17 protein-coding genes and 2 tRNA genes are annotated in these 15,801 nt (G+C 34.6%); 17 read left to right on the top strand and 2 right to left on the bottom strand.

All coding sequences use genetic code 11. The annotated features are described in order from the left end of the window. Positions 1-8: 8 nt before the first annotated feature. The 9 genes from ESZ54_RS01945 to ESZ54_RS01910 all read left to right on the top strand — a co-directional run bounded on the left by ESZ54_RS01945 (position 9) and on the right by ESZ54_RS01910 (position 5,008). A complete protein-coding gene (locus tag ESZ54_RS01945) occupies positions 9-974 on the top strand; it encodes a branched-chain amino acid ABC transporter permease (protein WP_136135990.1) in 966 nt (321 codons plus the stop codon). Further along, on the top strand, positions 955-1,728 hold the full coding sequence (locus ESZ54_RS01940) for an ABC transporter ATP-binding protein (RefSeq protein ID WP_136135989.1): 774 nt from the start codon (positions 955-957) through the stop codon (positions 1,726-1,728). The genes ESZ54_RS01945 and ESZ54_RS01940 overlap by 20 nt, the downstream gene beginning before the upstream one ends. Next, positions 1,728-2,432, top strand: coding sequence for an ABC transporter ATP-binding protein (locus ESZ54_RS01935; protein ID WP_136135988.1), 705 nt, complete (start codon positions 1,728-1,730; stop codon positions 2,430-2,432). The genes ESZ54_RS01940 and ESZ54_RS01935 overlap by 1 nt, the downstream gene beginning before the upstream one ends. 3 nt (positions 2,433-2,435) lie before the next feature. Further along, on the top strand, positions 2,436-3,086 hold the full coding sequence (locus ESZ54_RS01930; protein ID WP_136135987.1) for a CBS and ACT domain-containing protein: 651 nt from the start codon (positions 2,436-2,438) through the stop codon (positions 3,084-3,086). Between the two features lie 187 nt (positions 3,087-3,273). After that, positions 3,274-3,504 (top strand): DUF2969 family protein, encoded by a 231-nt coding sequence (locus ESZ54_RS01925; RefSeq protein ID WP_136135986.1) that lies wholly within the window; start codon positions 3,274-3,276, stop codon positions 3,502-3,504. 81 nt (positions 3,505-3,585) lie between these two features. Continuing rightward, positions 3,586-3,666: transfer RNA gene (locus ESZ54_RS01920), tRNA-Tyr, on the top strand. A gap of 9 nt (positions 3,667-3,675) precedes the next feature. Continuing rightward, positions 3,676-3,747: transfer RNA gene (locus ESZ54_RS01915), tRNA-Gln, on the top strand. Positions 3,748-3,852: 105 nt separating this feature from the next. Continuing rightward, entirely contained in the window at positions 3,853-4,026 is a 174-nt protein-coding gene (locus ESZ54_RS12475) for a hypothetical protein (protein ID WP_162615065.1), read from the top strand. Between the two features lie 271 nt (positions 4,027-4,297). Beyond that, positions 4,298-5,008, top strand: coding sequence for a GntR family transcriptional regulator (locus ESZ54_RS01910; RefSeq protein WP_136135985.1), 711 nt, complete (start codon positions 4,298-4,300; stop codon positions 5,006-5,008). Positions 5,009-5,115: 107 nt separating this feature from the next. Here the strand turns inward: ESZ54_RS01910 and ESZ54_RS01905 are convergent, their stop codons facing one another. Beyond that, positions 5,116-5,748 carry a YigZ family protein gene (locus tag ESZ54_RS01905; RefSeq protein ID WP_136135984.1) on the bottom strand — a complete coding sequence of 211 codons (633 nt, stop codon included), beginning with the start codon at positions 5,746-5,748 and terminating at the stop codon, positions 5,116-5,118. A 47-nt stretch (positions 5,749-5,795) separates the two neighbouring features. Between ESZ54_RS01905 and ESZ54_RS01900 the strand changes: the two genes are divergently transcribed. Then, a complete protein-coding gene (locus ESZ54_RS01900; RefSeq protein ID WP_136135983.1) occupies positions 5,796-6,347 on the top strand; it encodes a hypothetical protein in 552 nt (183 codons plus the stop codon). A gap of 98 nt (positions 6,348-6,445) precedes the next feature. Here ESZ54_RS01900 and ESZ54_RS01895 read toward each other — a convergent pair whose 3' ends face one another. After that, positions 6,446-7,378, bottom strand: coding sequence for an alpha/beta fold hydrolase (locus ESZ54_RS01895; RefSeq protein WP_136135982.1), 933 nt, complete (start codon positions 7,376-7,378; stop codon positions 6,446-6,448). A gap of 105 nt (positions 7,379-7,483) precedes the next feature. Between ESZ54_RS01895 and ESZ54_RS01890 the strand changes: the two genes are divergently transcribed. The 7 genes from ESZ54_RS01890 to ftsX all read left to right on the top strand — a co-directional run bounded on the left by ESZ54_RS01890 (position 7,484) and on the right by ftsX (position 15,743). After that, positions 7,484-8,788: an ATP-dependent helicase ComFA gene (locus ESZ54_RS01890; RefSeq protein ID WP_162615064.1), complete on the top strand. Its 1,305-nt coding sequence runs from the start codon at positions 7,484-7,486 to the stop codon at positions 8,786-8,788. A 121-nt stretch (positions 8,789-8,909) separates the two neighbouring features. After that, positions 8,910-9,491 carry a ComF family protein gene (locus ESZ54_RS01885; RefSeq protein ID WP_204249498.1) on the top strand — a complete coding sequence of 194 codons (582 nt, stop codon included), beginning with the start codon at positions 8,910-8,912 and terminating at the stop codon, positions 9,489-9,491. A gap of 144 nt (positions 9,492-9,635) precedes the next feature. Beyond that, the gene (gene hpf, locus ESZ54_RS01880) at positions 9,636-10,178 is read left to right on the top strand and encodes a ribosome hibernation-promoting factor, HPF/YfiA family (RefSeq protein WP_136135979.1); all 543 of its coding nucleotides are present in this window, start codon (positions 9,636-9,638) and stop codon (positions 10,176-10,178) included. Between the two features lie 177 nt (positions 10,179-10,355). After that, on the top strand, positions 10,356-12,884 hold the full coding sequence (gene secA / locus ESZ54_RS01875; protein ID WP_136135978.1) for a preprotein translocase subunit SecA: 2,529 nt from the start codon (positions 10,356-10,358) through the stop codon (positions 12,882-12,884). 65 nt (positions 12,885-12,949) lie between these two features. After that, a protein-coding gene (prfB, locus tag ESZ54_RS01870; protein WP_204249497.1) for a peptide chain release factor 2 occupies positions 12,950-14,051 on the top strand; the annotation gives its coding sequence in 2 pieces (ribosomal slippage) (positions 12,950-13,021 and positions 13,023-14,051; 1,101 coding nt in all). Positions 14,052-14,185: 134 nt separating this feature from the next. Further along, positions 14,186-14,872 carry a cell division ATP-binding protein FtsE gene (ftsE, locus tag ESZ54_RS01865; protein WP_136135976.1) on the top strand — a complete coding sequence of 229 codons (687 nt, stop codon included), beginning with the start codon at positions 14,186-14,188 and terminating at the stop codon, positions 14,870-14,872. Then, the gene (gene ftsX / locus ESZ54_RS01860; protein WP_136136145.1) at positions 14,865-15,743 is read left to right on the top strand and encodes a permease-like cell division protein FtsX; all 879 of its coding nucleotides are present in this window, start codon (positions 14,865-14,867) and stop codon (positions 15,741-15,743) included. Before ftsE ends, ftsX begins: the two co-directional genes overlap by 8 nt. Positions 15,744-15,801 lie beyond the last annotated feature (58 nt).

Below are 15,801 nucleotides of genomic sequence, written 5' to 3'. Positions count from 1 at the left end.
TGATGGGAATGTTAAAGAATATCAATGTAAAAATGAGTTGGTTATGCACGATGGTTGGCGGCTTTATTGTACTCGCTTTGTTTTATACAACTGGCTTAATGACGCCTGTCATTGAAACGACTTTGGTCATGATTGGAATTAATATTATTTTAGCAGTCGGTTTAAATTTAGTGATTGGATTCTCTGGACAATTTTCTTTAGGTCATGCAGGTTTTATGGCAATCGGTGCTTATGCAATGGGAATTGTCACCTTACGTATCCCAACTTTTGGCGGTTTTTTATTAGGTTTAGTTGTCGGTGTCTTAGTTTCAGGTTTAGCAGCACTATTAGTCGGCATTCCAACCTTACGTTTATCCGGTGATTATTTAGCTATCGCGACGCTGGGTGTGTCAGAAATTATTCGAGTGATTATTATGAATGCAGAAAAAATAACTAACGGTCCAGCTGGACTTTTTGGGATTAAACCATTTGTGACATGGTCTATGGTGTACTTTGCTGTTTGTTTGACCACGCTAATTGTGACAAATTTCATCCATAGTGCTTCAGGTCGAGCAACGCGTTCGGTACGTGATAATGAAATCGCTGCTGAAGCAATGGGTGTTAATACAACCAAGTATAAAGTCATTGCATTTGTGATTGGTGCCATGACAGCTGCCTTAGCAGGTGGACTTTACACAAGCTATTTTCAAACGATTATGCCTCAAAATTTTGATTTTATGAAATCAATTGATATTCTGATTATTGTTGTTTTTGGTGGGGTAGGGAGTATAACAGGAACATTTATTGCAGCAGTCTTATTAGGTTTTCTAAATCTCTTTTTACAAGATGCAGGTGCTTTGAGAATGGTTGTCTATGCCCTAGCTTTGATTATTATCATGATTTTTAAACCGTCAGGCTTGTTGGGGACTAAAGAACTATCATATAAAAATTTATTTAAAAAGGGAGGTCGCAAAGATGCCACTTCTAGAAGTTAAACACTTAACAAAAAACTTTGGTGGATTGACGGCCGTTTCAAATGTCAATATTACATTGGATAAGAACGAATTAGTTGGTTTGATCGGCCCGAACGGTGCAGGAAAAACAACCTTGTTTAACCTTTTGACGGGTGTCTATGTTCCCTCTAGTGGAGATGTACTATTTGAAGACCAAACAGTTCAGCGCTTAAATGGTTTGAAACCCTATAAAATTGCAAAATTGGGACTGAGTCGAACTTTTCAAAATATTCGTCTCTTTCAAGATTTATCGGTTTTAGAAAATGTTTTAGTGGCTCTTAATACGACGAAAGAGCAGGGAACAATAACTGGTATTCTACGTTTACCTAGCTTTTTTAAAGATGAAGAAGTCAAAGAAGAAGAAGCACGTCGTTTACTTGTAATTTTTGATTTAGATGAAAAGGCAACAACTTTAGCGAGTAATTTATCATATGGTGAACAGCGCCGTTTAGAAATTGTTCGTGCCCTTGCAACACAACCTAAGTTGCTCTTTTTAGACGAACCTGCAGCTGGGATGAATCCACAAGAAACAGCTGAATTGACTGAATTAATTAAACGAATTCAAAAGGAATTTGATTTGACAATTTTGTTGATTGAGCATGACATGTCTCTTGTAATGGACGTTTGCGAAAGAATATACGTTTTAGAATATGGCCAGTTAATCGCCGAAGGATTGCCAGAAGAGATAAAAGCAAATCCGCGCGTCATAAAAGCATATTTAGGAGGTGAACTATAATGTTAAATGTGAATCAATTATCAGTTCACTATGGCATGATTCAAGCCGTGAAAGAAGTTAGTTTTAACGTACAACAAGGTGAAATTGTAAGTCTAATTGGTGCAAATGGGGCTGGGAAAACAACAATTTTACGTGCGCTTTCTGGACTAGTGAAACCAAGTCAGGGTACAATTAGTTTTGAGGCACAAGACATTACCAAAAAACAGCCTGAAAAGATAGTTGCAAGTGGTTTGGTACATGTACCAGAAGGGCGCCATATTTTTCCAGGGATGAGTGTGATGGAAAATTTAGAGTTAGGGGCGTTTTTATATCGAGACCGCGAAGAAAGTCAGGCTATTTTAAAAACAGTTTTTGCTCGTTTTCCTGTTCTAGCAGAGCGTAAAAATCAAGATGCTGCAACGCTATCAGGTGGTGAACAACAAATGTTGGCTATGGGCAGAGCGTTAATGTCTCGTCCTAAGCTATTATTATTAGATGAGCCCTCAATGGGTTTAGCTCCTATTTTTATTAAAGAAATTTTTTCGATTATTCAAGAGATTAACCGTCAAGGTACAACGGTATTATTAATTGAGCAAAATGCTAAAATGGCTTTAAGTATCGCCAATCGAGGTTATGTTCTTGAAACAGGTAAAGTTGTTTTAGAAGGAACAGGTGCGGAGTTATTGGAAAGTTCTGAAGTTCAAAAAGCATATTTAGGAGGATAAATCATGTTAGTAAAAGATTTTATGAAAACTGATTTAATTACAATTACTGCCGATTTAAAAATTGTTGAAGCCGTCGAATTGATGAAGAAAAATGACATTCATCGTCTGCCAGTAGTTAAGGGTGGTCAATTAATCGGCTTGTTAACTGAGAGTACGATTCAAGAAGCCATGCCATCTAAAGCGACAAGCTTAAGCGTTTATGAGATGAATTATTTAATAAATAAGACGGTAGCGGCTGATATTATGGTGACAGATGTGATTACTATTGGACCAGAAGAGTTGTTAGAGGATGCAATTTTAACAATGCGTCAGGAAAATGTTGCTGTTTTACCGGTTGTTGATAAGCAAAGCAATCTTTTAGGTATTATTACGAATAATGACATTTTTGATGCCTTTTTAGATATGACAGGTTATAAAAAACCAGGAACAAGAGTTGCGATTGAAATTGAAGAAGATCATACAGGTGTTTTAGCGGATTTAACTAAGATATTTGCAGAAGAACAGTTGAATATCGTGCAAATTGTTGTCTATCGCCAACATACAGCCCCAATTATCATTATTCAATTAACTCATTCTGATATAAAAGATGTCCTGTCTATTCTGACGAAGGCTAATTTTAAAGTTATCTCTTGTGTTGAAACGACCGCTAAGTGATAAGAAAATTTTTATGAAAGTTTATAAATCTCTTTGTAATATTGCAAAGAGATTTTTTATTTGAAGTGTATTAAAGGGGGGAACAGATTTTTAATATTAATTTTTACGATTACTAAGTTCCCTACTTAACAAATCTCTTATTTTATGCTATTCTCAATGAGTTAGAAATTTGAGAGGATGTTTAACAATGAAAAAAAATAAACCAGTTGAAGTAACAGTGAATGAAACTGTTAAAACAGTCTCAGGTGAAGAAGTAGCAGTTCAAGAAGTCTTAATTGGAAAAAAAGTGATCGGTGAAATTGAAGCACAAGCAAATTCTAAATTTAAAGTAACAGGATTCGATAACTTCTATGCGATGACAAAATCCTTAGATGACGCGCTTGAAGAGTTAATAAAACACTGGAATTTGAACAATTAAAAAACTTTTTGAAAAAGGCTTGCCTTTTCTCTGAAAATTAGTTATTATATTGAAGTCGGGTTGATGCGAGTCAACTAGATCGGAGGGATAGCGAAGTGGCTAAACGCGGCGGACTGTAAATCCGCTCCTTCGGGTTCGGCAGTTCGAATCTGCCTCCCTCCATTTTATTTTTGGGCTATAGCCAAGCGGTAAGGCAACGGACTTTGACTCCGTCACTCGTTGGTTCGAATCCAGCTAGCCCAGTTATTTAATCTTACTATATTAAATAGTAAGATTTTTTTTATTTAGTCCTGTTTTGTGTTAAACTTAACATGGATATAATACAAAAAAGAGAAAGAGTGAGCAAAAATGGAAAAATTAAGTGAAAAAATTAAAGATCAAATCTTAAGCTATCGTGAGGTTGTTAAAAGTGCAAATCTTCAGGATCAAGTAAAAGAAAATGGTTTGACTGTTGATCCTTTAAAACGTCATGTAGATTTGATTGACAAACAAAATAGAAGAAAATGGCGTTCAAAATTATAATAATTTAACTAGTCCTTTTAGTTGATTATTGTTGTAAAATAACAAAGATGTTAATCCAATAAATATAATATAAAAGTAACAAGCAAAGATGAAATATCTAATTTTCAACTCCAGGCATTCTTAAAACAAAGGTTTGCTTTGAGTTGATTTTTTTTGAGAAATATTTATTCATTCTGAGGAGAAGTTAAAATATTGGGGTTTAGGGTTGTTCGTTTGACCTAGACCGTTTATAATAAAATTAAGACTATGGACTAAAAAGGATGTGTTGGAGATGGTTTCATCTAAATTACCGGTGTATCTACAAATTCATGATGCGATTAAAAATAAAATTGCCAATGGTTATTGGAATGTGGGCGATCGCTTACCGTCAGAACGTGAATTATCAGAAGTTTTTGGCGTTAGCAGAATGACGCTTCGTCAAGCAATTCAAACGTTAGCTGATGAAGGGATTTTAGAGCGTAAAGTTGGTTCAGGTACTTATGTTGCCCGAAAAAAGGTTAAAGAAACAATGATTGGTACGACAAGTTTTTCAAAAATTGTTTCAGCTCAAGGTAGTGTACCTTCAAGTAAAACAATGTCTTATTTTGTGACTAAACCGAGTTCTAGCGAGATGGAACGATTGAATATTGGTAAAGATGAAGAAATTATCAAAATGGAAAGAATCCGTTATGCTGATGACATTCCAATTTGTTTCGAAGTTGCGAGTATTCCTTATCATATTATTCAAGATTTTGATAAACATGAAATTACACAATCTCTTTATACGGTCCTCGATAAAAACAGTAATAAAAGAATCGGTAAATCATCTCAAACTATCTCAGCCTTAATTGCCTCTGAGAAAATTGCGGAATATCTTGATATAAAAAAAGGTGATGCGGTCTTACGTTTACGTCAAGTCTCGTATTTTACTGATGGTGAACCATTTGAATATGTACGGAGTCAATATGTTGGTGAACGTTTTGAATTTTATTTAGAAAAATAAAAGAGGTGTGACAGAAGTGTTCAGCTTATTTCTGAAGAAGCTACTTCTGTGACACCGTTTAGTTTGTGAAAAGAGACTGTGACGTATTTATGTCGCAGGCCCTTTTTTTATATATCTTTTTCAATATAGCGAACGTCTCCAATTGAGATATCACATTGATTACTGAGCAAATTGACGATTTTGGCTTGAACTTCTGTGGTTTCTTCTTCATCAATCATAATTGTTAACATGACTTTATCTGTAAATTGTGTATCTAAAAGGGTAATATTTTCTTGTTGTAGAAAAAATTTTAATTTTCCGTGATTTGGATAGTCCGTTGTTATGATTATTTCTTGTTGGAGCATGCCTTTAACTAGGCCGATGTGTTCAAGGGATTCGGAGACAGAAGAACTATAAGCACGAATTAAGCCGCCAGCACCGAGTTTGGTACCGCCAAAATATCGCGTGACAACTGCTAGGACGTCTTTTAATTCTTTAACTTTTAATACCTCTAACATTGGCACGCCAGCTGTTCCACTAGGTTCGCCATCATCGCTTGAGCGTTGAATCTCTTGACGTTCACCTAAACAATAAGCGGAGCAATTGTGATTTGCTTTCCAATGTTCTTTTTTGACGGCTGCAATTATTTCTTTTGCATGGTCCTCATCTTTAATTCGATAAAGCGAACAAATGAATCGTGATTTTTTTATTTCGATTTCATAAGTTCCATCTTGTTTTATGGTATAGTAATATGGCAACAAGGGAAAACCTCCTTAGTATGATGATCAGTGAAAGGATTTGAATTATTTTGAAAAATAAAGTATTTTTTTTGATACTGTTAAGTTCCTTCCTAATATTTGGAACAGCTTGTAAAAGTAAAACATCTGAACCCGCAAAAGAGACTGGGCAAGACTCGGCTTTTACATATACCTTTGATTTTGAAGAACATGATTATCAATTTCGTTTGCTTAATGGTTGGATTAAATTTCCTGATAAAGACTCAACGATAGCTTTTTTAGTCGCAAATAAAGATAAAAAAGCTTTTATGTCAGCTGGCTTTGAAGAAAAAAAAGGACAAACGCTCAACGATTATCAAAAACAATTTGAAATAAAAATTAATGAAGCTGACGGAAAAATAGAGGAAAAACCAATTGAAAAAGAGCTGAATGATTTACCAGCCTATTTTCTAGGATTTAAAATGAAAGATGCCAAAAATAGATGGTTGACATATCGTAGTTACTTGATTGAGACAGATAAATATTTCATTAATTTAGCTGCTTGGACAAGTGATCCGAAACCCACTGCTGATTTGATAAAAGAATTAGATGAAATGCTTTCAAATTTTAAAGAGCTAAAATAATAAAAAATATAAGCAATGATGAAAGGTAACCAGGAGAAATTCGCAACGGAATTTTCTCTTGGTTACCTTTTTAATTTACATTGAGTGCAGTGTTTATTTTAAGAATTCAAATGAAGTGTGACCCAGTCATAAAGGTCATACATAACTTCTTCCTGTTCTTCTTCGTTTAGCACTTCATGTCTTAAGTCATGATAAAGTCGTAAAGTAACATCAGTAAAGAAGTGTTCACTTAATTCCAATGCAACTTTGCGCGGGCCCTTTCCATATTGCCCTACAGGATCTTGTTCACCACTAATAATCAGAATAGGTAAATCAGTTCTAATCGAACGGTACCAATTATTTTTAGTAGCATCATCCATCAAATTGACAAGAGTGAAAAAGCCGTTATTCGTAAAAGTAAACCCAAGTTTCTCATGTTGGTCATAGGCTTCAACGTTGGCTTCATTTTTTGAAAGCCATGCATTTTTAGAAGCAGGACGATGAATACGTTTATTAAATTGGCCAAACATCAGTTGATTGATTGCTTGGTTTTTAACTTTAGGGCTGACAGTATTTAACCCTTTGACAATTTTTTTCAAGATAAATAATTCGTCTCGTTTACCACCTGTGCCCATAATAATAGCGCCGTCCACTTGTTGACTATATAATTTAAGGTAGTTGCGAACCACAAATGATCCCATGCTATGACCTAAAATAAAAATAGGAATATCAGGGAAACGTTTTTTAACGTAATTTGTGATTTGATATGTATCTTCGACCAAAATTGAGTTGGGATTTTTTTCAGCAATATACCCATAAAGCGGTTCTTCAGGATTGACAGATTCTCCGTGACCTAAGTGATCATGACCAACAACTAAAATGCGTTGATTTGCAAAGAATTGTCCCAATGCTTCGTAGCGTTCAATAAATTCTGCCATGCCATGGACAACTTGGAGAATAGCACGAGGTTGAGAAGTGACATCTGGTTGCCAAATGATGCCATTTAGGTCTGTTTTTTCATCTAATGATTCAATGACAAAATATTTTTTCATAATAATTCCTTTCCATGACGTATTTATATATTAATTACTTTCTATTATAGTCTATTTCTTTTAGTAGGACTAGTCAATTGAATAGAAAAGACTGGGGTGAAGATGTTGAATAATGCAAAATATTTCTTTGGCAGAAGTTTGTTGCGCGAGGAATTTCCAGATCAGATTCAACCTATTAAAGAAGAGAGTAAAGTGCGGAGTGTAAAATTAATAGGAGATAAAGTTATCTGTCAAAGATGTGGGTCTGAAATAGCTAAGGATAATGTATGCTTAAGAGTAAAGCAGTTGTATTATTGCGATCGATGTTTAGTTATGGGGCGTGCGTCAACAAAAGACTCTCTGTATCGTTTTGCGCAAAAAAAAGAGCCGCGGCGGAGAGTTAACTTGACGTGGGAAGGTCAACTTACCTCAGCTCAAGCGCGAATATCGAAAAATTTGATTCGTGCCTATCGACATAAGAAAAATCATCTGGTCCATGCGGTAACTGGAGCAGGAAAGACAGAGATGCTTTTTCCTTTGATTAAGAGAGTTTTGTCTGATGGTAAACAAATTGCAATTGCTTCCCCAAGAGTTGATGTTTGTTTAGAATTATACCCTCGACTTAAAGCAGCTTTTGTTGAAGAAGAGATAACACTTTTATATGGGGGAGCAGAAGAAGTATATCGTTATTCACCATTGGTTTTATGTACGACACATCAACTGTTGCGTTTTTATCACGCATTTGATGTTATTGTAATCGATGAGGTCGATTCTTTTCCTTATGCTGGCGATGCGGCACTTTTTTATGGAACAAAGCAAGCAAAGAAAAAGAATGGCGTTTTATTCTTTTTAACAGCAACACCAAGTGCTGAAATATTGGCTTATCTTGAGGAAACTAATGGGCGAATTAGTTGTTTAAATCGTCGCTTTCACGGTGTTGACTTACCAGTGCCGAAGTATTATTGGGTTTGGAACTTGACTGAAAAGATGTATCAAAATAAAATTCCAGTACCATTAATGAAGCTTTTAAGTGAAAGTTCACGACAATTGCTTTTGTTTTTCCCAAGTATTAATTTAATGGAAAAGTATTGTCAAACATTACGGCAAGCATTTCCACATAAGCGGATAATGTCTGTCCATGCTGCAGATGAAGAAAGGGAAAAAAAAGTTATTATGATGCGCGAGGAGAAAATTGATTGGCTCTTAACCACAACCATTCTAGAGAGAGGTGTTACATTTCCTAATATAGATGTTATTATTATTCAGGCAGAACACCGAGTGTATACGACAGCAAGTTTGGTTCAAATTTCAGGTCGTGTCGGACGGTCGCCATTATATCCAACCGGAATAGTGGCATTTGTCCATAGCGGAAAAAGTCGAGCAATGAAAGCGGCAGTTACACAAATAAAAAAAATGAATCGAGATGTTTAAGAAGATGGAATGTGAATTATGTCATCTGCCACTCAATTATCCTTTAAATTGGAAAAGTTTATTTTCAAAAAAACCATTTATTGAAAATCATTGTTGTGAGGAATGCTTTCGAACGTTCAAAATGATTCGTGATAATAAGAATATTTGTCGATATTGTATGAAAGAAGTTAGAGTTGGCAAAAATATATGTTCAGATTGTCAATATTGGTTGGAAAAAGAAGGGAAAATTGAGAGTTATCATCGTGCTTTATTTAGTTATGATGAAGCAATGCAACATTATTTTAGGGAATATAAATTTAAAGGGAATATTAAATTGGCTAAAGTATTTTCGAAAGAGATACATCAGGGACTATACTACGAGTTAAATGAAAGAATCATTGTTCCGATTCCTATGAGTCAGACTTCGTTTTTAAAACGTGGATTTAATCCAGTTGAGGAATTTTTGGTACAGGCGGAAATTCCCTTTTTAAAAATCTTAAATAAAAATCAAGAGACTGTTCCTCAATCTAGTAAAAATCGCCCAGAAAGACTCCAATTAGAACAACCTTTTGTTATTGATTATAAATTGAAAAGACAGGTGAAACGACGAAAAGTAATTATTGTTGATGATATCTATACGACAGGCCAAACTATTCATTTGGCAAAAAAATGTTTGTTAGAAAATGGAATTCGAACAGACTTTACTTTTTCGTTAACTAGATAAATAACAAACAAAATCGTTTTCAAAGGAAACTTATTTGTCATTTGGTCTAAAATTGGTTATAATGTAAGTGAAAAGAAATAGTAGGTAAGAGTGGTCCTTCCTTTATTTCTTTTACTGATTAGGTAGGCGAAAGGGGCAATTAATATGTTTAGATATAATGTACGTGGAGAAAATATTGAAGTTACTCAAGCAATTAGAGATTATGTAGAGAAAAAGATTGGGAAACTTGAACGTTATTTCCAAGATGCACCAGAATCTACAGCACATGTAAATTTAAAAGTTTATTCAGATAAAACTGCAAAAGTTGAAGTAACAATTCCACTTCCATACTTAGTGTTAAGAGCGGAAGAAACTTCACCTGATTTATATGCGAGTGTGGATTTAGTAGCTGACAAATTAGAACGTCAAATCAGAAAATATAAAACTAAAATAAACCGTAAATCAAGACAAGTTACTGACGAGGCACCTCTTGTATCAATTCCAGAAATTGATAATCATGAAGAGCCAGATTTAGAAATCGTTCGTACAAAACGTCTCTCATTGAAACCAATGGATAGTGAAGAAGCAGTTCTTCAAATGAACATGCTAGGTCATAACTTCTTCATCTTTGAAGATGCGGAAACAAATGGTTCAAGTATTGTTTATCGTCGTAAAGATGGTAAATATGGTTTGATTGAAACAAATTAAAAAATTAAAAAGTAATGAAAACCCATGATATTTCATGGGTTTTCATTACTTTTATAACATTTTATCGAACTTTTATGAATAATTGGTTTAATTTTTTAATAAGTAATGCTAAAATGTATAAGATAGCCTCATTATAATAAATAAGAGAATACTGATGAGAGGGTAGGATTTAGACAAATGGCAAATTTTTTAAAGAAATTAATTGAAAATGATAAAAAAGAGTTGAAAAGATTAGGGAGTATCGCAGATCAAATTGATCTCTTAAAAGGTGATATTGAAAAATTAAGTGATGAAGAATTACAAGCGAAAACTGAAGAATTTAAAGCACGTTATCAAAAAGGTGAAACGTTAGATGAACTTTTACCTGAAGCTTTTGCTGTTGTACGTGAAGCTGCTAAACGTGTGTTAGGGCTATTCCCATATAAAGTACAGTTAATGGGTGGTATCGTGCTTCATGACGGTAACATTCCAGAAATGAAAACTGGTGAAGGTAAAACGTTAACAGCGACAATGCCAGTTTACTTAAATGCGATTTCAGGCGAAGGTGTTCATGTTGTTACAGTTAACGAATACTTAGCAACACGTGATGCTAACGAAATGGGTGAGTTATATAATTTCCTAGGCTTAACAGTTGGTTTAAACATCAATTCAAAAGACTCAGAAGAAAAGAGACTTGCTTACAACTGCGATATCACATATTCAACAAATAATGAGCTAGGATTTGACTATTTAAGAGATAACATGGTTGTTTACCGTGACCAAATGGTACAACGTCCGTTAAACTTTGCGGTTGTCGATGAAGTCGATTCAATTTTAATCGATGAAGCGAGAACACCATTAATTATTTCAGGACAAGCTGAAAAATCAACAGCAATGTACAATCGTGCAGATAACTTTATTAAAGAGTTAACTGAGGAAGAAGATTACAAAATTGATATTCAATCAAAAACAATTTCATTAACTGAAGAAGGTATTTCTAAAGCAGAAAAACATTTCAATTTAGATAACCTGTATGATATTGCAAACACTTCTTTAACGCATTATTTAGATCAATCATTACGTGCGAACTATATTATGATTAATGATATTGATTATGTAGTTCAAGAAGGTAAAGTAATGATTGTTGACCAATTTACTGGTCGTATTATGGATGGACGTCGTTATTCTGACGGTCTTCACCAAGCGATTGAAGCTAAAGAAGGCGTTGAAATTGAGGACGAAACAAAAACTTTAGCAAATATTACGTTCCAAAACTATTTCCGTATGTATAAAAAATTATCGGGTATGACCGGTACTGCCAAAACGGAAGAAGAAGAATTTAGAGAAATCTATAACATGCAAGTTATTCAAATTCCAACAAACCGTGACATTGCTAGAATTGACCGCCCGGATCTTTTATATCCAAACTTAGGCAGCAAGTTTAATGCCGTTGTTGAGGACATCAAAGAACGTCACTTAAAAGGTCAACCAGTTTTGGTTGGTACTGTAGCTGTTGAAACATCAGAATTATTATCTGATATGTTAACAAAAGCTAAAATTCCGCATGAAGTGTTAAATGCGAAAAATCACTTTAAAGAAGCGGAAATTATCATGAATGCTGGTCAAAAAGGTGTGGTAACAATCGCAACTAACATGGCTGGTCGTGGTACCGATATTCGTTTAGGGAATGGTGTCATTGAAGCAGGTGGATTAGCTGTTATTGGTACAGAGCGACATGAATCTCGTCGTATTGATAACCAATTACGTGGCCGTTCTGGTCGTCAAGGAGACCCAGGTGAAACTCAATTTTACCTTTCACTTGAAGACGATTTAATGAAACGATTCGGATCAGAAAGAATTAAAGCCTTCTTAGATCGTATGAGTTTAGAAGATGAAGATGCTGTTATTCAAAGTAAAATGTTATCTAAACAAGTTGAAGGTGCACAAAAACGAGTTGAAGGTAATAACTACGATACTCGTAAGAACGTCTTACAATATGATGACGTGATGCGTGAACAACGTGAAGTCATCTATAAACAACGGAACCAAGTGATTACAGCAGAAGCTAATTTAGAAGAAGTTCTTTTAGGTATGGTTGAGCGTACGATTGGCCGTTATGTTGATGGCCATACTCAAGGTGAACAAGCTGATTGGAACCTAGTTGGTTTAGTAGACTTTGTGGGTGCTGCCATTACACATGAAGATGCTATTACTGTAGAAGACTTCAAAGGTAAAACAGCAGAAGAAATAAAAAAATTCATCTATGAAAAGGCAAAAACGATTTATGATGAAAAAGTTGAAATTTTAAACAGTGAAGAACAATTATTAGAATTCCAAAAAGTAGTTATTCTAAGAGTAGTTGATATGAAATGGACTGATCATATTGATGCAATGGATCAATTAAGAGAATCAATTGGTTTAAGAGCTTATGGTCAAAATAATCCGTTAGTTGATTATCAAACAGAAGGCTACCAAATGTTCGTTGAAATGGTTGGTGCGATTGAATATGAAGTGACTCGTCTCTTCATGAAATCAGAAATGCGTCAAAACGTTCAAAGAGAACAAGTGAGCCAAGGTGAACCAACTCGTCCAACTGAAGAACAGGGACAAGTATCAAGTGATCAAAAGAAAAAACCAGTTAAGGTTGAAGAAAAAATTGGTCGAAATGATATGTGTCCATGTGGTAGTGGTAAAAAGTATAAAAATTGTCATGGTAAACCAGAATAAAAAGGGCATACGACTTAGTTAATCTGAGTCGTTTTCCTTTTTTAATAACAGAAAGGATGAATACTTTGGAAAATTATGAAATTCAACAGTATTTAGATAAGTTTTCAACAAAAATCGCAAATTTCAGGAGGTCTCTTTGACTTAGAGATACTTGAAGAACAAGTGGCAGAGATTGATTATCAGATGTCAGAACCTGAGTTTTGGGATAACCCTGAAGAAGCTCAAGCTTTCATTGAAAATTCAAATCAGGTAAAAGCAACGTATGAATCATTTAAAGCAATCGAAAAACAACTTGAAGAGCTTTTAGAGTTGCAAGAAATGCTTCAAGAAGAAGAAGATGCTGAGTTACAAACTGAATTAGAACAATATATTCAAGCGTTCAATCAAACGATTGAAGCGTATGAATTGACACAATTATTAAGCGAACCTTATGATAAGAGCAATGCAATAATTGAATTACACCCTGGAGCTGGCGGAACAGAATCGCAGGATTGGGGCAGTATGCTCTTAAGAATGTATCAGCGATGGGCGGATAAGAAAGGTTTTAAAGTTGAAACATTAGATTATCTTGCAGGAGATGAAGCAGGTATTAAAAGTGTTACATTATTGATAAAAGGTTATAATGCTTATGGCTATTTGAAGTCAGAAAAAGGTGTGCATCGTTTGGTTCGTATTTCACCATTCGATTCCAATAGTCGCCGTCATACTTCTTTTTGTTCTGTGGATGTGATGCCGGAATTGTCAGATAATATTGAAATTGAAATTAAAACAGATGATTTAAAAGTTGATACTTATCGTGCGAGTGGTGCTGGTGGACAACATGTCAATAAAACCGAATCTGCTGTCAGAATTACTCATATACCAACGGGTGTGATTGTAGCAAGTCAAGCCCAACGTTCGCAACTTAAAAACAGAGAACAAGCGATGTCCATGTTAAAATCTAAATTATATCAATTAGAAATTGAGAAAAAAGAGCAAGAAGCGGCTGAACTTCGTGGAGAACAGATGGAAATTGGTTGGGGTTCGCAAATTAGATCCTATGTTTTTCATCCATATTCAATGGTTAAAGACCATCGTACTCATTTTGAAGTTGGCAACACTGATCCAGTGATGGACGGTGATTTGGATGGATTTATTGATGCATATTTACGCTGGAAACAAATTTAACGACAATCTTAACAGTAACTTTTCTGAATTGAAATGAAATTGTAAAGATTAACTATTAAATCAGACATATATCCATGTTATACTGGATAAGATATAACGAAGCATAAAAAAATATATAGTCGGGGAGAATATCTATGATTGAAATGAAAAAAGTAACCAAAAAATATTCGAACGGTACGACTGCTTTGCGCAATGTTACGGTAAACATTAATCAAGGTGATTTTGTTTATGTAGTAGGCCCTAGTGGTGCCGGTAAATCTACTTTTATAAAATTAATGTACCGTGAAGAAAGAGCAACAAAAGGCTCATTAAGTGTGTGTGGTTACGACTTATTAACGATAAGAAACCGAAATATTCCGTATTTACGACGTGAAATCGGAATTGTTTTCCAAGATTACAAATTATTAACACATAAAACCGTGTATGAAAATGTTGCATATGCAATGCAAGTTATCGGTAAAAAACCTAGAGAAGTAAAAAAACGTGTGATGGAAGTTTTATCCTTAGTAGGTCTGAAACACAAAGTTCGCGTTTTCCCAAGTGAATTATCTGGTGGGGAACAACAACGTGTTGCAATTGCAAGAGCAATTGTAAATACACCTAAAGTGTTAATCGCCGACGAACCAACGGGTAACTTAGATCCAGAAAACTCATGGGAAATTATGGAGTTATTAGAACGTATCAATGGCCAAGGCACAACAATTGTGATGGCTACTCATAATAGTACAATTGTAAATACAATTCGTCACCGTGTGCTTGCAATTGAAAATGGCCGTATTACAAGGGACCAAGATGAGGGGGATTATGGATACGATGATTAGAAACTTTTTTAGACATATTGGGAGTGCGCTTAAAAACTTAAAACGTAACGGCTGGATGACGGTTGCGTCTGTCAGTGCGGTTACGATTACTTTAACTCTAGTTGGTGTCTTTTTAGCAATCATTTTAAATGTAAGTAAAATTGCTGTTGATATCAAGGATAATGTTGATGTTTCGGTCTTTGTAGAAATTGGTACTTCAGATGAAGATACTCAAAAACTTGGTAAAGAACTAAGTGAGATTAAAGGTGTCGATAAAGTAACATTTTCTAGTAAAGAAACAGAATATAAAAAATTAACTGAAAAACTTGGTGATACTTGGAAATTATTTGATGGTGATGATAATCCACTTTATGATGTTTATGTAGTAACACCAAAAGATACAGAAGACATTAAAACAATTCAAAGAGAAGTTCAGAACCTTGCCAATGTTGATAAAGCGGATTATGGTGGTAAAAAATCAGAAAAACTCTTTACGATGGCAAAAAATGTTAAATTATGGGGAACGATTGCAGGTGTTTTCCTAATTGTAGTCGCTATTTTCTTGATTTCTAATACAATTAGAATTACGATTATTTCAAGAAAACGAGAAATTCAAATTATGCGCCTCGTTGGTGCGAAAAATGGATATATCCGCTGGCCATTCTTTTTAGAAGGTGCCTTTATTGGTGTGCTAGGATCAATTATCCCACTTGTTTTATTATCATTTGGTTATTCACAAGTTTACTTTATTTTCGCGAAGAACATGTCAAGTTACGACTTAATTCGCCCAACAACACTTGTGTTGCAATTGAATGTCATTTTAATTTTAATTGGTGTTGTCATTGGATCGGTAGGATCAGTCTTCTCAATGCGCCGCTTCTTAAAAATCTAATTCAATTAATTTAGAAACGTGTAGAAAAAGAGAATTATCTCTTAATCTACACGTTTTT

It is taken from the genome of Vagococcus silagei (genome assembly GCF_004795745.1).
GTDB lineage: Bacteria > Bacillota > Bacilli > Lactobacillales > Vagococcaceae > Vagococcus > Vagococcus silagei.
The sequence above is the reverse complement of the archived record's forward strand: the minus strand, read 5'-3'. Positions and strand labels throughout refer to the sequence as shown.